Below are 17064 nucleotides of genomic sequence, written 5' to 3'. Positions count from 1 at the left end.
AATTGACCCTTCTTGGCCGGACGTTTGTTGAGGTTCACTCACTGCGGCACACCCCAAGACCTTTCGAAGGAACAACTCGGTATGCACTTCAACCCGATCGCCGCACCCGCGGCTCGTAAGAGCGCCCGTCTCGTCAGGCTGGCGACAGCGTCCCTGGCCTCCGCGGTGATGCTCACCTTGTTCTCGGCAGGTGCCGCGCAGGCGCATCACGGGTTCGACGACTTCGACACTGATCGCCTCTACTACATAGCGGGGACCGTCTCGCAGGTCCGCTGGGGCGAGCCTCACTCCTACTTCAACGTGACCATCGACAGCGATCTCCCCGCTGACACACCCGAACGCGATCTGCCCGAGGGACTCCAGGACGCCCCCGACAGCGACCCGATCAACGCCGCACCGTCCTACAGCGGGTCTCAAGACGAGCTGGAGGTCACCATCGCGCCGCCGAGCTTCACGGGGATGTGGGGCCTGGACCGCGAGCTCGAAGACGGCGAGCGGATCGAAGCCGTCGGTTACGTCGGCCGGAGTCACACCGACGAGTTCCGTCCGGTCGTGTTCTGGTACGAAGAGGGGAAGCCTGTCAACCAGGTGCTCAACGAGGAACTCCCGGCGAGGCCGCTGCCGGTCCCGTATCCGGAGCGCGACGCGGCGTCCGCTGACGCCGACGAGGATTCCCCGTCGGCCTCGGCGGACTCCGAGGGCACGTCACCGACCGTGGTGTGGACCACGCTCGGTGGCGTACTGGTCGCCGTCATCGCAGGTGGAGCCTTCTACCTGCGACGACGCTCGCCCAGAGCGTGACGGCGCTCGTCATGGACAGTGTCTTCTCCTGGCTGGAGGGCAGCGGGTTCGCCGAGGCCGTCCGTGGCACGGCCTACCTCTACCCGATGCTCGAAAGCGTCCACATCATCGGCATCGCCCTCCTCATCGGCCCGGCCGCGGCATTCGATCTCCGGCTGCTGGGACTCGGCCGGCGGGCACTGCGGGTGACGACCGCGGCCCACCACCTGCTCCGCATCTCACACCTCGGCTTCGTGATCGCGGCAGTCACCGGCGTGGTCATGTTCCTGCCCGGCGCGAGCCTCATCGCCGACCGTGGCAGTGCTCCGTGGAAGCTCGGCCTCATCCTGCTCGCAGGTCTGAACATCCTGATCTTCCATCGGCGGACCTACCGCAGCGTGGCCGACTGGGACATGGACCAGCCGACGCCGGTCGCCGCCCGGGTCGCCGCGTTCGTCTCCCTCACGTCGTGGTCGGGTGTCACGATCGCGGGGAGGCTCCTGGCCTACACCTGACGCCGCCACAGCAGCACGCCCCACCGCGACCGCCTCCACTTCGAACGGCTCACGTGCTCTCACGGGGACCCACGGGCTCGTCGCCCGCGCAGGGTGGTGCGGCGCATGACCCGGTGCCGGTCGCCGTAGTCGCGGTTGGCGTAGTGGGCGGTGCTGCGGTTGTCCCACAGCGCGGTGAGGGAGGGCTCGCTCCGGGGCCGGCCGCCTGCGCAGGCGCGGCGCTACGCGGCGTCCAGGGCCTTCTGCTGCATCTCGTCGGCGCTCATGCGCCCCTATACGTCGTCGTACGGGGCGGTCCATGTCCAGCCGTCACATCATGGCGTCCGGGACGTGGCTCACCCGGACGCTGACGTGCTGCTGAGCTTCCCCGGGCTCGGACTTCAGCTCGGCGCCCGGGTGCTTGCCGAGATCGGGGACGACCGCGACCGCTTCGCCGACGCCCGCGGCCTGAAGGCATACGCCGGCTCCTCTCCCATCACCAGGGCCTCGGGGAAGAAGTCGACTATCACCCGCCGGTGGGTCAAGAACGACCGGCTCAACCACGCCGGATATCTGTGGGCATTCTCCGCCCTCCGGGCCTCGCCCGGCGCCATGGCCCACTACCGGCGGCGGCGCGAAGATCACGGAGACTGGCATACCGCCGCCCAGCGGCCTCTCTTCAATCGCGTGATCGGCCAGCTCTACCGCTGCCTCCAGAAGTGAGCTGCTCTGAGTTTGGTGGAGTCCCTGATGCCAGGGTTACGATCCTGGCGAAGGAGATTCACCAGCACCATGCCAGCACCCCGTAAATACCCCGACGAGCTCCGCGAGCGCGCGATCCGCACCACCGGCCGCCCGATCGCGCACGTCGCGAAGCACCTGGGCATCCACAAGGAAGCCCTGCGACGCGGCTGGGTCCGCCAAGCCGAGGCCGGCCACGGTGAGCGGGACGACCGTCTCACCACCGTCGAACGCGACGAGCTGAAGCAACTCCGCAAGGAAAACGCGGAGTTGAAGCGGGCGAACGAGATCCTCAAAGCCGCGAGTGTCGTTTTTGCCCAGGAGCTCGACCGTCCCCGGACGAGGCCGACGCGGTGATCAACCACCTGCGCGAGAGCGGCCTCGGGGTCGGGCCCGTATGCCGGGAGCTGGACCTGTCGGAGTCCGCGTATTACGCACGCAAAAAGCGGCCGAAGTCGGCACGCCAGCTCCGTGACGAGCAGCTCATGCCCCTGATCGAAGAGCTCCACGAGGAGTCCGGCGGCACCTATGGAGCCCGCCGGATCACTCGCGCCCTGCGGCGCAAGGGGGTGCACGTGGCCCGCTGCACCGTCGAGCGGCTGATGGCCGAGCTGGACATCGAGGGCGTCATCCGCGGCCGGCGCCGCCGCACTACGGTCCCCGAGCCGTCGGCGCCCCGCCCGCCGGACCTGGTCGACCGTGACTTCACCGCTTCGGGCCCGGACCAGCTCTGGGTCGCGGACATGACCTACGTCAGAACCTGGTCGGGCTGGGCGTATGTGGCGTTCGTCCTGGACGTGTACTCACGCATGATCGTCGGCTGGCAGGTCGCCGACCACATGCGTACCGAACTCCCGCTGGACGCTCTGGAGATGGCACTGTGGAGACGGAGGATCAAGAAGGTCTCCGGCCTCATCCACCATTCGAATCGCGGCAGTCAATATGTGTCTATCCGCTACACCGAGCGGCTGACAGATGTCGGCGCATCCGCCTCGGTTGGCTCCGTCGCGGACTCATATGACAACGCCATGGCCGAGGCCCTCAACGGCACCTTCAAGGCCGAGCTGATCGATATGCAGGGCCCTTGGCGGGACTTCGAACAGGTCGAGCGGGCGATCTGGCAGTGGGTGACGTGGTACAACGAGGAACGTCTCCACTCCGCGCTCGACTACGTACCGCCCGCCGAATACGAACGCGACTTCCAGCGAAGCCTGGAAGAAGAACCGCAGACCGCCTGAAACATGACCGGCGGACTCTACGAAACCCGGTTCAGCTCAGGCCTGGCTGCCTCTGCCGCTGGAGAGTCGCTCGCTCCTTCAAGATCACTGCGTTGTGGCTATGGGGATCACCTTCTGGACCCAGAAGGGGTCAGGGTGTCCGGCTCGGGTGTGGCTGGGTTGGGAGTGCCCTGATGGGGGAAACGGGCTACGACAGCGCAATGCGCAGTTGACGGTTCTCCGCGGTCAGTTGGTTGACGGCGCGGACTAATTGGTTGACATCAGTTCGAAGCCGCCCCAGCTCCTTGGCGTCTGCTTGGCGGAGTTCCTGCAGTTGGACGATCTGTTTGCGCAGGCGGACTTCTGAGTCCGGCATGTGACCTCGTGCCCTGACCTGCGCATAGAAACTATTCTTGAGGTCCAAGTGCCGCTGGGTCAGCGCGTTGCGGGGCACCATGCAGGATGCGGTCCATGGCCGCGTGACTACGGTCGCGTTCGTCGGGTGCGGGGCTCATTCGGAGCCGTCCTGGAGAGTAATTCGGGTGCGGGGGTGGGCGTCGGTGAGACGGCGCAGGCGGTCGGCATTGCTGCAGAGACGATCGCCGAGCGGGCCGGGGACGTGGGCTGCCCGCACGTCGAGGACGTTGGCACGGCGGCGGAGGCTGGCGGCGCCGGTGGGGGACCGACCTGGCACGTGGATCACCCGCCGCGGGCACCGGCATCGCGCTGCTCACCGCCGACGGCGCACAACAATGGCTGGACCGCCCCGAGGACCGCACCGCCGTCCCCAGCTGCGTGAACGACGGTGTCGCGGACCCCTCCGGCTGCTTCTGCGCGGGCAGCATGGCCTACGACGGCACCCATGGCGCAGGCTCGCTCTACCGGACAGACCCCGACGGCACGGTCGTACACGTCCTCGACGGTCTGACCATCGCCAACGGCCCGGAGACCTTCGCCCAACTGCGCGACGGCGAAGGCAGCCCCGACGGAATGACCGTCGACGGCGAGGACTGCCTGTGGGTCGTGATGTGGGGTCCGGCACAGTCCGCCGCTACCACCCCGACGGCCGCCTGCTTCACACCGTGACCGTCCCCGCACCGCACCCCACGTCGGTGTGCCTGGCCCCCAGTGGCAGCCGCCTCTTCGTCACCACGGCCCGCTACGGGGTGCAGAACCCGACCGCGGCCTCGGGCGCGGTGCTGAGCGTTCCCGTACCGGTCGCAGGAACAGCGGCCTGCTCCTGGCGTGTTGGGCGCTGACGTACTCTCCCCACCGGCAGGTGGATCAGCGGGGCTCGCGGATCACGGCGACGCCTCCCGGGGGGACGGTGACGGTTCCGGTGACCGGTGTGCCGGTGAGGAGTTCGACGCCTTCGGCAGGTGCTTCGGCGCCCTTTCCGGTGTGGTCGATGAGGAACAGGTAGTCGGCCTGCGCGCCGCGGCGCCGGACGACCTCGATCCCGGCGGGCGCCTCGTGCGTTGGTGTGACGCCGGCCTCCCGGCGGATGCGGTGGAGCAGGGCGGCGAGGGTGTGCGGGTCGGGGTGGGTGGCCAGGTACCAGGCGGTGCCAGTGCCGTACTGGTGGCGGGTGACGGCGGGGTGGCCGGCCAGGGGGCCGTCGGCGTGGGAGGCGACGGCCTGTGCGCCGGTGAGCCGTATGCGTTCCGACCACAGGTCGGCTGTGGCGCCCGACGCCACGTCGCCGGTCAGGCCGGTCGTCTCGCCCGGCAGCAGGGGGAAGAGCTCGTCGGTGACCACGCCGAGGACGTCGCGGAACGCGCCGGGGTAGCCGCCCAGGTATACGTGGGTGTTCTCGTCGACCATGCCGCTGTGGAAGCCGACGGCCAGTGTGCCCCCGCGTTCGGTGAACCGGGTGAGGTTCGCCGCGGCTGTCTCCGTGACCAGGTACAGCGAGGGTGCCAGGACGAGTTTGTAGCGGTCGAGTTCGGGGTCGTCGGGGCGTACGAAGTCGACGGCGACCCCGGCCCGCCACAGGGGGGTGTACCAGTCCCTTACCAGGTCCTGGTAGCGCAGTTCGGCGCTGGGCTGGGAGGGCAGTTCCAGTGCCCAGCGGGCGTCCCAGTCCCACACGATCGCCACCTGTGCCGTGCTGGTGGAGTCCCGCACTTCGGCCAACGCCCGGAGGTCCGCGCCGAGTTGGACGACATCGCGCCAGATCTGGCTGTCGGTGCCGGCGTGCGGAAGCATCGCCGAGTGCCACTGCTCGGCGCCGGCCTTGGCCGCCCGCCACTGGAAGAAGGCGATGCCGTCGGCTCCGTGGGCCACGTGCGCGAGCGCGTTGCGGCGCATCTCCCCGGGCTGCTTGGCGCGGTTGACGGGCTGCCAGTTGACGGCGCCGGTCGAGTGCTCCATGAGGAACCACGGCCCGCCCGCGAGTGAGCGCATCAGGTCGCCGTGCAGGGCGATGTCGACCTCGGCCTCCGGGTCGTCGGACAGCAGGTAGTGGTCGTTGGAGAGGATGTCCAACTCCGGTGCCCAGCGCCAGTAGTCGAGGGCGTCGATGGTGCGCAGGACCAGGAAGTTGGTGGTCGCGGGGGTATCGGGAGCGGCCCGGCGCAGTACCTCGCGTTCGGCGGTGCACAGGGAGAGCAGTTCGTCGGAGCAGAAGCGGCGCCAGTCCAGCTGGTGGGTGGGGTTCGGGGGAGCCGCGGTGGCGCGGGGCGGCAGGATCTGGTCCCAGTCGTAGTACCACTGGCTCCAGAACGTGGTGCCCCAGGCGTGGTTGAGGGCGTCCAGGTCGTCCTCGTAGCGGGCGCGCAGCCAGGTGCGGAAGGCGGCGGCGCTGGTGTCGCAGTAGCAGGCGTCGTTGTGGCAGCCGTATTCGTTGTGGATGTGCCACATGGCGACGGCCGGGTGGTCGGCGTAGCGCTCGGCGAGGGCTTCGGCGATCCGCAGCGCTGCTGTGCGGTAGGCGGGGCTGGACGGGCAGAAGGTCTGGCGGCTGCCGTACGACAGTATGCGGCCGTCCCGGTCGATGGGCAGTGCCTCCGGGTACTTGTGGAAGAACCAGGCCGGCGGTGCCGCCGTCGGGGTCGCGAGGTCGGCGGCGATGCCGTTCTCATGAAGCAGGTCGAGGATCTTGTCCATGCGGCCGAAGTCGTAGACGCCCTCGGCCGGTTCGAGCAGGGCCCAGGAGAAGATGCCGACGCTGACCATGGTGACCCCGGCCTCGCCCATCAGGCGCATGTCCTCGGCCCAGACCTCCTCGGGCCACTGCTCGGGGTTGTAGTCACCTCCGTAGGCGATGCCGGGAATGCGAAGACGGCGTGCGGTACTCACTGGTGATGCTCCGGAAGGGGTGTAGGGGAGGGGCGAGTGGGGGTTGATAACTGCTCGCCAAGGAGTGCGCACGAGGTCGAATTAGCTCGATCGTGTGATCGCCTGCTTGCGGGCTTGCGGAGTCCTGGGCTGATCGGGCTAACGTGGTTGTGCGACCTGGGACACCGGGTGCGGCGTCAGCGTGCGGGGCCCCTGTTCCACCAGAGGATGGTTCAGGGCCTCCCCGTCGCCTCTGGCTGTACCCACTTGGCCAGGTGGGGAGGGAACTGGCCTCCCGGGCCCGGACCATGCACAGGATGCGTGTCGCCACCCGGGGTCGAGTACGCCGGGGACCAGCTCGCCCAAGACCGTTCGGGGCGCGTGGCTGAATGGACTCACTCCCGCTCAGTCCACGGGAACGGTGTGTCAGCCCTTGTTGGCGCCCAGCGTGAGGCCGCTGACGAACTGGCGCTGCAGCACGAAGTAGACGATCAGGGTGGGGATCGCGGTGAGCAGGGCGCCGGCGGCGACCAGGTTGGGGTCGGTGAAGTACGCCCCGGTCAGGTTGTTCAGCGCGGAGGTGATCGGCATGTTCTCGCCGGTGGAGATGAGGACCAGGGCCCAGAAGAAGTCGTTGTAGATCCAGATGGACAGCAAAGTACCCAGGGCGGCCATCGCGGGCCTGCACAGCGGCAGCACGATCTGCCAGTACATGCGCCACACCGAGGCGCCGTCGACCAGGGCGGCCTCGGTCAGTTCGTGCGGGAGCGAGCGCATGTAGTTGGCGAGCACGAAGGCGCAGAAGCCGGACTGGAACGCGACGTGGATGAGGACCAGGCCGAGCGCGGAGTCGTACAGCTTGCCGGACATGGTGATGCCGGGCAGGTCGATGAGCAGGTACAGGCGGTACAGCGGCGTGATGATGACCTGCTGCGGAAGCAGGTTGCCCGCGGTGAAGACCAGCAGTAGGGCGAGGTTGAGGCGGAAGTCGAAGCGGCTGACGTAGAAGGCCACCATCGACGACAGGAACAGGGTCACCAGCACCGCCGGTACGGCGATGATCAGCGTGTTGACGAAGTAGTGCCCCATGTCCGACTGCGTGAACGCGTTCGTGAAGTTGTCGAAACTCAGCTTGTCGGGCCAGGAGACATAACCCTTCTCGCTGGTCTCCGCGTACGGCCGCATCGCCGAGTACATCGCCCACAGCAGCGGTGCGAGCCAGGCCAGCGCCGCGCCCGCGAGGAACAGGTGCAGCAGGACCCGGGCGGGGCGCACGGGCGTACGGACCTTGGTCATGACAATGGTGCTCATGCGCGCCGCTCCTTCCGGAAGGTGGACACCAGGTACGGGATGATCACGACGAGGGAGATCAGCAGCAGCACCACCGCGATCGCCGAGCCGTAGCCGATGCGGCTGGACTCGCCGATGATGTTGTTGGTGACCAGGATCGAGAGCAACTCGGTGCCCTCGGCGCCCTTGTTGAAGACGAAGACCAGGTCGAAGGCGCGCAGGGCCTCGATGATGGTGACGACCAGCACGACGGTGTTGGTGGGGCGCAGGGTCGGGAAGATGACGTTCTTGAACGTCTGCCACTCGTTCGCGCCGTCGAGCGAGGACGCCTCGCGCAGGGACGGGTCGACGCCTTTCAGACCGGCCAGGTACAGGATCATCATGTAACCGGTGTGACGCCAGGACGCGGCGATGAGGATGGCCCAGAGATTGAGGTCCGGGTCGCCGATCCAGTCGATGTACTTGCCTGGCTCGTTGGCCCCGATGATGCTGTTGATCAGACCGGTGTCGGGGTTGTAGACGAGCTGCCAGACGAATCCGATGACCGCCATGGACAGCACGACGGGCAGGAAGAACGCCGTCTGGTAGACCCGGCTGAACCGGATCTTCTTGTCCAGCTGCACGGCCAGGAACAGGCCGAGTGGCGTGGGGATCGCGATCAGGACGACGAACCAGATCACGTTGTGCTCGAGGGCGGGCCAGAACTGCGGGTTCTGCTCGAAGAGTTCCTTGAAGTTCTGGAGCCCGACCCACTTGATGGAGTCGAAGCCGATGCCGTCCCAGGTGGTGAAGGCGAGGGCGATGGAGGCCAGGGCGGTGACCCAGACGAGGGCCACGTGCAGGATCGTCGGCACGCCGGCCATCAGACCGAGCGCGATCCGGTCGCGGCGGGTCAGCAGGCGCTGGTGGCCCTGCGGAACCCGCCTCTCCGGCGTCGGGGCGCCCGGAGGCGGCACCGCGGCCGCCTCCGGGATCTTCGTGGTCGTTTCGGAGCTCATGGTGTGGGTGTTCATCCGCTTCAGAAGGGGGGCCGGGCTCAGCCGGAGGCGAAGATCGTCTTCTTCTGGCGCTCGATCGAGGACAGCAGGCTGTCGATCCCCTTGGGGTCACGGATGAACTTCTGCAGCGCGGGCTGCATCACCGTGGCGGTGAAGTCCGGGCGGCTGTCGCGGTCCATGAACTGGGTGAGGTGCTTCGCCTGCGCGATCATGTCGTAGCCCTTCTTCTGAAGGGTGCTGTAGGCGGAGGTGTCGGCCTTCGTGGAGGCGGCGATAAGGCTCGGGTCGGCCTTCAGGTAGATCTCCTCGGCCTCCGGAGTGCCCAGGAATTCGAGCAGCTTGACCGAGCCAGCGTGGTTCTTGGGCTTCTTGCTGAGCATGATGCCGTCGGTCGGCGCCTCGACGGTGTCCTGCCCGTACGCCGGGTCGATCTCGGGGAAGGGGAAGAAGTCGAGGTCGTCCAGGTCGGCCTTGTTGCTGAACTGCTGGGCCACGAACATGCCAAGCATGTACATGCCGGCCTTCTTGGCCACCAGGGTCTGGGCGGCGTCCTGCCAGGTACGGCCGACCGCGCCCTCCTGGTGGTAGGGCAGGGTCTCGGCCCAGGTGTCGAAGACCTTGCGGACCTTCGGGTCGGTCCACGAAGCCTTGCCCGCCATCAGCTCGACGTGGAAGTCGTAGCCGTTGAGGCGGAAGTTGATTTGGTCGAAGGAGCCCATCGCCGGCCAGGCGTCCTTGTCGCCGTACGCGATCGGGACGAGCCCGTCCTTCTTCATCCGCTTGCACAGGGCGACGTACGCGTCCCACGTGGTGGGGACCTCGTAGCCGTACTGCTGGAAGACGCTCTTGCGGTAGAAGACCGCCCACGGGGACGTGGTCAGCGGAACCATGTAGTACTTGCCGTCCTGACCCTTGCTCAGGTCGTGCATGGCACTGGGGAAGTTGCCGCCGATCGTCTTCCACACGTTGTCGATCGGAGAGGCGAGCCCCTTGGCTGCGAAGAACTGCATCCGGTAGCCGGCGAACCACTGGAACACGTCGTCCGGTGTTCCCTGCAGGTAGGTGTTGATCTGCTCCTGGAAGGTGTTGTGGTCCTTGGTGTTGATGTCGACCGCGATCCCGGACTGCTTCGTGAAGGCCGCGTAGACGTCGCCGTATCCCTTCTTCGGGACGGCGTCGGACGCGTTGGAGCCCACGGTGACGGTCTTGGAGTCCGACGAGGCGGAACTGCCGGCGCAGGCGCTCAGCAGGGGGATGCCGGCACCCAGTAGCGCGGCTCCGCCGAGTCCGCGGAGCACGGTGCGGCGGCTGGTGACAGGCATGGGCTGACCAAGGGATGAATGGTGCATTTTGACTCCTGACAGGGCTGGCGGTACCCAGACATGGCGCGTCAGCCGGAGGGGGGTGGCGGAGAGACAGCCGCTGAGTGACCAGAACCAAACACGATCAAACAAACGCGATCGCTGGACGCCAGGAAGCGTGAACGCTCCGTGTACTCGCTGTCAAGACTGCGCGTCCTGCAATTCGTGATGGATCAGGTCCGGCCGGGGGCCCGACCTGCGGGCGGCCGGAGTGGCCGGACAGTTCTGACATGGCCGGCCGTCACGTTGACCTCTATGGAGAAAGTGCCACTTGAGCTGCGGGAATGCATGCCGGAAACGCTTCATCGGGCGTCTGCGGCACCCGCCTTCGCCCGGCTACGGCCCCGAGCCCCGTTTCCCATCGGAAGCGATTGACGCTGCGGGAACTCTTGACGTGCGTTCGGCGGATGCGTAGACATTGACCGCGCGGTCAGACCGCGCGGTCATGTAAGTGACCTCGTTCGATGGAGAACACACGGCCATGGGAGACGTCATGACATCAGGGCTGGAGCGCGGTGCCGGCTCTTCCGCGCCGCGCAGTGAGGACGTGGCCAGGCTGGCCGGCGTCTCACGCAAGACGGTCTCCCGGGTCCTCAACAACGAGCCGTACGTTTCCGACGAGTCCCGCCGCCGCGTCCTGGCGGCCGCCGAGGAACTCGGCTACCGGCTCAACCACGCCGCCCGGGCACTGGCCTCCGGCCGTACCCGCTCCATCGGTGTGGTCGCTCTGGGAACAGCCGGGTATGGAACCGCCTCCCTGCTCGTGGGCATCGAACAAGCCGTACGGGACGCCGGTTACGCGCTTCGCGTGCTCAACACCCCGGACGGCAACCCGCAAAGCATCGCCGCCGCGCTGGAATCACTCCTGGAGCAGGGTGTGGACGGCATTGTCGTCTCCGAACCCATCGTCGAAGGTGAAGTCCCGCTCGGCGTCGACGTGCCGGTCCTTTTCCTCGGAGCCCCACCCGCCTTCAGTGCCGCCCGGACTTTGAGCGTCGGCGTGGGCGCCCATCAGCTGGCGCGCGCGGCCACCGATCACCTCCTGGACCTGGGGCATGCGACCGTCCACCACCTCGCCGGTCCGCGGCGGTGGTACGCCACCACGGACCGTATCGAGGGATGGAGGGCCGCGCTGGCGGCCCGGGGCGCGCATGAACCACCTGTGCTGAACGGCGACTGGTCGGCGGCCTCCGGGTACGCCGCGGGCCTGGAGCTGGCCTCGGACCGTTTAGTGACCGCAGTGTTCGCCGCAGGCGACGAGATGGCCATCGGACTGATCCACGGCCTGCGGGAAAGCGGTCGTCGGGTGCCGGAAGACATCAGTATCGTCGGTTTCGACGGAAACCCGGTCTTCGCCTACGTCTCCCCGCCTCTGACCACTGTCCGTCAGCCTTTCGAGGCCGCGTCGAGCGAGGGGATCAGGCTTCTCCTCCACGCCATGGAGAACCCCGACGCCGACCTGCCGCCGGCGAACGACCCACCCGTCGAACTGATCGTCCGCGGGTCGACCGCGCCTCCGCCCTCCCGCTGACCCACCTCCTGGTGTCACTGCCCCGGCGCCCCCACACGCCGGGGCGCCCCCAGCTCCGCCAGTCCGCGCCCGTCGCGCCGCGCCCCGCGCTCGCGAGCCGCGCCCGGATGTCCCGCGGGCGACGCGCCCATAAACCCCGCCGCGTCACTCTGAGCCGTTCCGAGCCGGCGGACACCCGAAACACCCCTTCCCCTGGGAGCCGCAATGTCCCCTGCGCAGACAGGCGCCAGACCCGGCGCCGCTCCGCATTCCCGTCCACCTGTCTCCTTCCTGTCCCTGGCGTTCATCCTGCTCGTCGCGGTGATGACCATGACCCTGCCCGTCGGCCGGGCCGAAGCCCTGGCCCGGCCCTCGCAGACGATGTACACCCCGCCGTCGGGCGCGCCCTCGCCCGGGTCGCTCTACCCGCGGGCGATGCGTATGCAGCACAACGGCTCAGCCAACGGCACCATTCTCGCGACGTTCGAGCAGTACACCTCCGGCACCCCGGTCCTCCCGATCTACCGCAGCACCGACAACGGCAACTCCTGGTCGAAGATCTCCGAGGTCGCCGACACGCAGAACGGCTGGGGCATGCGCTGGCAGCCCGAGCTGTTCGAACTGCCCACCGCGGTGGGCGGTTTCCCGGCGGGCACCATCCTGGCCGCCGGTGCTTCGGTCCCCGCCGACCGTTCCGCGATCAAGATCGATGTCTACGCCAGCACGGACCGCGGACAGACCTGGGCGTTCGTCAGCAACATCGCCACCGGCGGCCCGGCGTTCGACACGAACGGCAACGGCAACACCCCTGTATGGGAGCCGTTCTTCCTCTACGCCAACGGCAAGCTGATCGTCTACTACTCCGACCAGCGTGACTCCGCCTATGGCCAGAAACTCGTGCACCAGGTCACCACGGACCTCAGCACCTGGGGTCCGGTCGTGGACGACGTGGCGATGCCTACCTTCAGCCAGCGGCCAGGTATGGCCACCGTCGCGAAGCTGCCCAACGGCAACTACGTCATGACGTACGAGTATGGCGGCTCGCCCTCGGGCGACTTCGCCGTCTACTACAAGATCTCCGCCGACCCGGAGGCGTTCGACTCAGTCACGGGCATTCCCCTGCGGTCGACGGACGGCGTGGTCCCCACCAGTACCCCGTACATCACGTGGCTGCCCACCGGCGGTCCGAACGGCACGCTTGTCGTCGGCGCCTACAGCACCAGCGACCTGTTCCTCAACACCCAGAACGGCGCCGCGAACACCTGGACGCGTATCAGCTCCAACGTCGCAGGCGGCTACAGCCGCGGCATGGTGCCCCTGTCCGACGGCCACAGCCTGCTCGTGCTCAGCGGCGGCAACGGAGGCAGCAACCTCTCCAACCCCGTCACCTACAGCACCATCGACCTGGGCGGAGGCATCTCGGACGGTGCCAACTACACCGTGTCGAACGCGGGTAGCAACCTCATGCTGAGCATCGCGGGTGGCTCCACGACCAATGGCACGAACGCCACCCAGCAGAACGCCGACAACGCCACCGACCAGCAGTGGCGCTTCGTGCAGCAGAGCTCCGGCTACTTCAAGATCTTCAACGTCGCCAGCGGCAAGGTCCTCGGTGTGGAGAACCAGTCCACCGCCGACGGTGCCAAGATCCTCCAGTGGGACGACAACGGCACTCTGGACCACGAGTGGGCCGTCTCCCCGCACCAGGCTGGCGGGTACAGCATCACCAACCGTGTGACCGGCAAGTACCTGGAGATCCCGAACGCCTCCACCGCGGTCGGCACCGCCGCCGTCCAGTGGAGCGGCACCAGTTGCGCCTGCCAGCGCTGGAACCTCACCCAGACCGCTCTGCCCCCGCTGGGTACCGGGCAGTACGTCCTCGTCAACAAGAACAGCGGGAGGTACCTGGACATCCCGCAGGGCTCGACCGCCACCAACACGGCCGCCCAGCAGTGGCAGAACTCGGCCTGTTTCTGCCAGCTGTTCACCTTCCAGTCCGCCAGCGGCGGAGCCTGGACCATCAGGAACGCCAACAGCAACCTGAACCTGGACATCCGTAACGGCTCCACCACCGCCGGAGCCGCCGTCGTCCAGAACACGCCGTCCACCGCGAACTCGCAGAAGTGGACCCTCACCGACTCGGGCAACGGCTATTACAAACTCAAGAACGTGGGCAGCGGCTTCAACGTCGCCGTCGCCCAGTCCTCCACCAGCAACGGCGCGGCACTCGTGCAGTGGAACGACCTGAACATCGACGACCAACTCTGGAAGATCGTCCGCATCAACTGAGTGACCGTCCGCAGAAGGACGTGTCAGGCGGTCGTGCCGGTCACCGAGTCCCCGGACTCGGTGACCTGGTACGTCACCATGACACCGCTCCAGAAATGGAAGGTGAGCGCCACCCTCGAGTCGTCTGGACCGACGACGGTGAGGTGCACGAGGCGCACGAGGTGCACTCGCTCAAGCGTCGCGCGGCAAGCGCGACGCGGCCTGTGCCCATCCCGCCGCAATTCGTACGCATGCTGCGTGCCCATGTGAAACGGTACGACGTGGCACCCGACGGCCGACTCTTCCGGAACCAGGCTGGCAACTACGTGGACGCTGCCGCATACGGCATCACGTGGGCGCGGGCCCGGGAGTACGCCCCGACTCGTGCCCGAGCGCACTTCTCGCCTGGCCAAGCGACCATACGATCTCCGGCACGCCGGGATCTCGTTCTGGCTCTACTCCGGAGTGGACCCGGCGGAATGCGCCCGCCGCGCCGGCCAGAGCATCGAGGTTCTCTTCCGCCACTACGCCAAGTTCCTCGACGGCCTTCGAGAGCAGGCGAACCGGCTCATCGGCAAGGACGGCGGGCGCGGTCGGCGATGTGGACGTCAGGCGTTCAGGAAGGGTGCCGGTGTGAGGGCGGCGAAGACCGACTTGGTCTGCAGGTAGGGGTCGAGGCCCTCAGGACCCAGTTCGCGACCCCAGCCGGACTGCTTGTAGCCGCCGGCGGGCACGGAGTTGTCCAGAACGTAGTGGCAGTTGAGCCAGACGAAGCCGGCCTGGAGCTTCTTGGCGGTCAGGTGGGCCTTGCTGATGTCCATGGTCCAGATCGCGGCCCCGAGGCCGTAGGTGCTGTCGTTGGCCATGGCGACGACGTCATCGATGGTGTCGAAGACGATGGCGGTCAGGACGGGGCCGAAGATCTCCTCCTGGATGACGCGTGCGCCGGGTTCCGGGTTGGCCAGGATGGTGGGCTGTACGTAGTAGCCGTCCCGATCCACGCGTTCGCCGCCGGTGACGAGTTCGGCGCCTTCTTCGATGCCGCTGGAGATGAGGGACAGCACGCGGTCGAGCTGCTTCTGCGAGACGATCGGCCCGATCTGGGTGGTGAGGTCGGAACCGGGCCCGATCTTCAGATTCTCGGCGATCCGCGCTATGCCGTGCACGACCTTGTCGAACACCAGGCGCTGCACGTAGAGGCGTGAGCCGGCGGCGCAGATCTGGCCGGAGTGCATGAAGATGGCGTTGGCCGCGCCCGCGATTGCCGCGTCGATGTCGGCGTCGTCGAAGACGATGACCGGGGACTTGCCGCCAAGCTCCAGGGTGACCTTCTTGAGGTTGCCGGCGGCGGCCTTGACGATCGACTTGCCGACCTCGGTGGAACCTGTGAACGCGATCTTCGCGACCTTGTCGTGCGCGGCCAGCGTGGCGCCGGCGGACTCGCCGTAGCCGGTGACGACGTTGATGACGCCCCGCGGGACGCCGGCCTGCTCGAACAGCTCGGCCAGCCGCAGTGCGGTGAAGGGAGTCTCCTCCGACGGTTTGATCACCACCGAACAGCCTGCCGCCAGTGCAGGAGCCACCTTCTGTACGGTCAGCGTGCTCGGAGCGTTCCACGGAATGATCAGCGCGCACACGCCGACCGGCTCGCGCAGCGTGTAGGTGTGGTACTGCGCTTCGAGCGAGGAGATCTCACTGGTGATGCCGTACAGCTTGGTCGCCCAGCCCGCGTAGTAGCGGATCGTCTCGGCGGCGGTCGCGATCAGGGCCTGGGCCATGGGAATGACCATGCCGTTGTTCAGCGATTCCAGGGCGGCCAGTTCTTCTGTGTGCTGCTCGATCAGGTCGGCCGCACGCCAAAGGATCTTCTGCCGGGCGGCGCCGGACAGGCCCCGCCAGACGCGCTCGTCGAAGGTGCGCTCGGCCACGGCCACCGCGCGGTCGACATCTGCTGCCTGGCCGTCCGGCGTGGTGCCGATCAGTTCACCCGTGCTCGGGTCGAAGACGTCGATGGTGCCGCCCGCCAGGGCCGGTATCCGTTCGCCGTCGATCAGCATCAGCTGCTCGCCCGCGCCCGGGACCGTGGGCCTGTCTGCCGCTTCGTCACGCGTAAGGGTGGTCATTGTGGCTTCTCCTCCAAGATGCGTGCACCTAGATGTCTGCACTGAGTGCAATTTGAATTTACTGCACTTGGTGCATGAATGCAACGAGTGTAGAAATCCTGTATGCTCTAGGTGTGACGGAGGAAGGGGTGCGCGCACGGAAGGCGCGCCAGACGAAGCAACGGATCGCCGAGGTGGGCCTGAGGCTTTTCCTCGACAACGGTTTCGAGGCCACCACGCTCGACATGATCGCGGCGGGGGCCGACGTGTCCCGCCGCACCCTGTTCCACTATTTCGACTCCAAGGACGCCATCCTCACGGCTTGGGTGGGCGAGTTGGAGGAGCTCGTACGGTCCGTCGTCGCCGAACAGCCACCCGAAGTCGCCCCCCTGGCGGCCGTCCAGCAGGCGATGCACGCGCTGACCGCCCGGTACCAGACGGAAGAGGCCCTGGCCATCGACCGGCTGATGCGCTCGACCGACGCCCTGCGGGCACGCAAGCAGGCCAACTACGAGCGTCAGGAACGCTCCCTGTACGCCGCTCTGGCCGAACGCCGGCCCGACCCTGCACGCCAGCCCGAACTCCGCCTCGTCGCCGTCGTCGGCATCGGTGTACTGCGCCTCGCTATCGAGAACTGGGGCCATGACGCGCACCGCGGTCCGCTCTCCGACCACCTGGACGTCGCCTTCGCGACTCTCCGGTCAGCCCTGGCACCGAACGAAGCGCCGCCCTCCGACGGCCGCGCAAGTGAGTGACTCCGACCGGGATAGCCGGCACCCGCGGGCCGTCACCCTTGTCGCGGGCGCTTGGGCACTGCGTCGATCAACTTGGCGTAGGCCCTGAAGCCCGAATGTGTGCGGTGAACCGCCTCGGGTTCGTCGGAGGCTCCGTTCGATCCGGGGCGGTTCAGGCCGGAGTAGTCGACTCCTCTCCTTGCAACTACCACTGCATGACAGCGACTTCACGTCGCACTGAACGCGCGAGGCTAGCAGGAACGGCTCTGGGCGGCCGTCCATTCGAAGGA

Annotated in this window: 13 protein-coding genes and 2 pseudogenes; 8 read left to right on the top strand and 7 right to left on the bottom strand. The window is 67.4% G+C overall.

Annotation, left to right across the window (positions count from 1 at the left end; all coding sequences use genetic code 11):
- The first annotated feature begins 81 nt into the window (after nucleotides 1-81).
- The 4 genes and pseudogenes from ACW4TU_RS04490 to ACW4TU_RS04475 all read left to right on the top strand — a co-directional run bounded on the left by ACW4TU_RS04490 (nucleotide 82) and on the right by ACW4TU_RS04475 (nucleotide 3253).
- Nucleotides 82-801 (top strand): DUF6152 family protein, encoded by a 720-nt coding sequence (locus ACW4TU_RS04490; RefSeq protein WP_457424849.1) that lies wholly within the window; start codon nucleotides 82-84, stop codon nucleotides 799-801.
- Nucleotides 798-1295, top strand: a complete 498-nt coding sequence (locus ACW4TU_RS04485; RefSeq protein WP_457424847.1) for a hypothetical protein — start codon at nucleotides 798-800, stop codon at nucleotides 1293-1295. The genes ACW4TU_RS04490 and ACW4TU_RS04485 overlap by 4 nt, the downstream gene beginning before the upstream one ends.
- Before the next feature lie 336 nt (nucleotides 1296-1631).
- Nucleotides 1632-1997, top strand: a pseudogene (locus tag ACW4TU_RS04480) (IS110 family transposase); the annotation flags it as partial.
- A 69-nt stretch (nucleotides 1998-2066) separates the two neighbouring features.
- A protein-coding gene (locus tag ACW4TU_RS04475) for an IS3 family transposase (protein ID WP_457424845.1) occupies nucleotides 2067-3253 on the top strand; the annotation gives its coding sequence in 2 pieces (ribosomal slippage) (nucleotides 2067-2325 and nucleotides 2325-3253; 1188 coding nt in all).
- Between the two features lie 187 nt (nucleotides 3254-3440).
- Here the strand turns inward: ACW4TU_RS04475 and ACW4TU_RS04470 are convergent.
- Nucleotides 3441-3689 (bottom strand): hypothetical protein, encoded by a 249-nt coding sequence (locus tag ACW4TU_RS04470; protein WP_457424843.1) that lies wholly within the window; start codon nucleotides 3687-3689, stop codon nucleotides 3441-3443.
- A gap of 167 nt (nucleotides 3690-3856) precedes the next feature.
- Here ACW4TU_RS04470 and ACW4TU_RS04465 point away from each other — a divergent pair.
- Nucleotides 3857-4491, top strand: a pseudogene (locus tag ACW4TU_RS04465) (SMP-30/gluconolactonase/LRE family protein).
- A gap of 25 nt (nucleotides 4492-4516) precedes the next feature.
- Here ACW4TU_RS04465 and ACW4TU_RS04460 read toward each other — a convergent pair.
- The 4 genes from ACW4TU_RS04460 to ACW4TU_RS04445 all read right to left on the bottom strand — a co-directional run bounded on the left by ACW4TU_RS04460 (nucleotide 4517) and on the right by ACW4TU_RS04445 (nucleotide 10148).
- A complete protein-coding gene (locus ACW4TU_RS04460; protein WP_457424841.1) occupies nucleotides 4517-6532 on the bottom strand; it encodes a beta-galactosidase in 2016 nt (671 codons plus the stop codon).
- Between the two features lie 405 nt (nucleotides 6533-6937).
- Entirely contained in the window at nucleotides 6938-7822 is an 885-nt protein-coding gene (locus ACW4TU_RS04455) for a carbohydrate ABC transporter permease (RefSeq protein WP_457424839.1), read from the bottom strand.
- The gene (locus ACW4TU_RS04450; RefSeq protein WP_457424836.1) at nucleotides 7819-8799 is read right to left on the bottom strand and encodes a carbohydrate ABC transporter permease; all 981 of its coding nucleotides are present in this window, start codon (nucleotides 8797-8799) and stop codon (nucleotides 7819-7821) included. Before ACW4TU_RS04450 ends, ACW4TU_RS04455 begins: the two co-directional genes overlap by 4 nt.
- A 38-nt stretch (nucleotides 8800-8837) precedes the next feature.
- Nucleotides 8838-10148 carry an ABC transporter substrate-binding protein gene (locus ACW4TU_RS04445; RefSeq protein ID WP_457424834.1) on the bottom strand — a complete coding sequence of 437 codons (1311 nt, stop codon included), beginning with the start codon at nucleotides 10146-10148 and terminating at the stop codon, nucleotides 8838-8840.
- A 505-nt stretch (nucleotides 10149-10653) separates the two neighbouring features.
- Here ACW4TU_RS04445 and ACW4TU_RS04440 point away from each other — a divergent pair.
- A complete protein-coding gene (locus tag ACW4TU_RS04440) occupies nucleotides 10654-11691 on the top strand; it encodes a LacI family DNA-binding transcriptional regulator (protein WP_457424832.1) in 1038 nt (345 codons plus the stop codon).
- A gap of 204 nt (nucleotides 11692-11895) precedes the next feature.
- Nucleotides 11896-13959, top strand: a complete 2064-nt coding sequence (locus ACW4TU_RS04435; RefSeq protein ID WP_457424830.1) for an RICIN domain-containing protein — start codon at nucleotides 11896-11898, stop codon at nucleotides 13957-13959.
- 23 nt (nucleotides 13960-13982) lie between these two features.
- Here ACW4TU_RS04435 and ACW4TU_RS04430 read toward each other — a convergent pair whose 3' ends face one another.
- Together ACW4TU_RS04430 and ACW4TU_RS04425 are read right to left on the bottom strand one after the other, a co-directional pair.
- Nucleotides 13983-14126 (bottom strand): hypothetical protein, encoded by a 144-nt coding sequence (locus tag ACW4TU_RS04430; protein WP_457424828.1) that lies wholly within the window; start codon nucleotides 14124-14126, stop codon nucleotides 13983-13985.
- Nucleotides 14127-14546: 420 nt separating this feature from the next.
- A complete protein-coding gene (locus ACW4TU_RS04425; protein WP_457424826.1) occupies nucleotides 14547-16061 on the bottom strand; it encodes an aldehyde dehydrogenase family protein in 1515 nt (504 codons plus the stop codon).
- Between the two features lie 113 nt (nucleotides 16062-16174).
- On the opposite strand from ACW4TU_RS04425, the gene ACW4TU_RS04420 reads away from it, so the two are divergent.
- Nucleotides 16175-16795, top strand: coding sequence for a TetR/AcrR family transcriptional regulator (locus ACW4TU_RS04420; RefSeq protein WP_457424824.1), 621 nt, complete (start codon nucleotides 16175-16177; stop codon nucleotides 16793-16795).
- Nucleotides 16796-17064 lie beyond the last annotated feature (269 nt).

It is taken from the genome of Streptomyces kryoterrae, from assembly GCF_054072135.1.
This window is presented reverse-complemented; position numbering and strand designations above follow the sequence as displayed.

Bases quoted from the DNA above. Each gene is read 5' to 3' on its own strand.
- ACW4TU_RS04455 (WP_457424839.1), bottom strand. From the start codon at position 7,822: ATGAGCACCATTGTCATGACCAAGGTCCGTACGCCCGTGCGCCCCGCC.
- ACW4TU_RS04470 (WP_457424843.1), bottom strand. From the start codon at position 3,689: ATGGTGCCCCGCAACGCGCTGACCCAGCGGCACTTGGACCTCAAGAAT.
- ACW4TU_RS04445 (WP_457424834.1), bottom strand. From the start codon at position 10,148: ATGCACCATTCATCCCTTGGTCAGCCCATGCCTGTCACCAGCCGCCGC.
- ACW4TU_RS04435 (WP_457424830.1), top strand. From the start codon at position 11,896: ATGTCCCCTGCGCAGACAGGCGCCAGACCCGGCGCCGCTCCGCATTCC.
- ACW4TU_RS04425 (WP_457424826.1), bottom strand. From the start codon at position 16,061: ATGACCACCCTTACGCGTGACGAAGCGGCAGACAGGCCCACGGTCCCG.
- ACW4TU_RS04490 (WP_457424849.1), top strand. From the start codon at position 82: ATGCACTTCAACCCGATCGCCGCACCCGCGGCTCGTAAGAGCGCCCGT.
- ACW4TU_RS04440 (WP_457424832.1), top strand. From the start codon at position 10,654: ATGACATCAGGGCTGGAGCGCGGTGCCGGCTCTTCCGCGCCGCGCAGT.
- ACW4TU_RS04450 (WP_457424836.1), bottom strand. From the start codon at position 8,799: ATGAGCTCCGAAACGACCACGAAGATCCCGGAGGCGGCCGCGGTGCCG.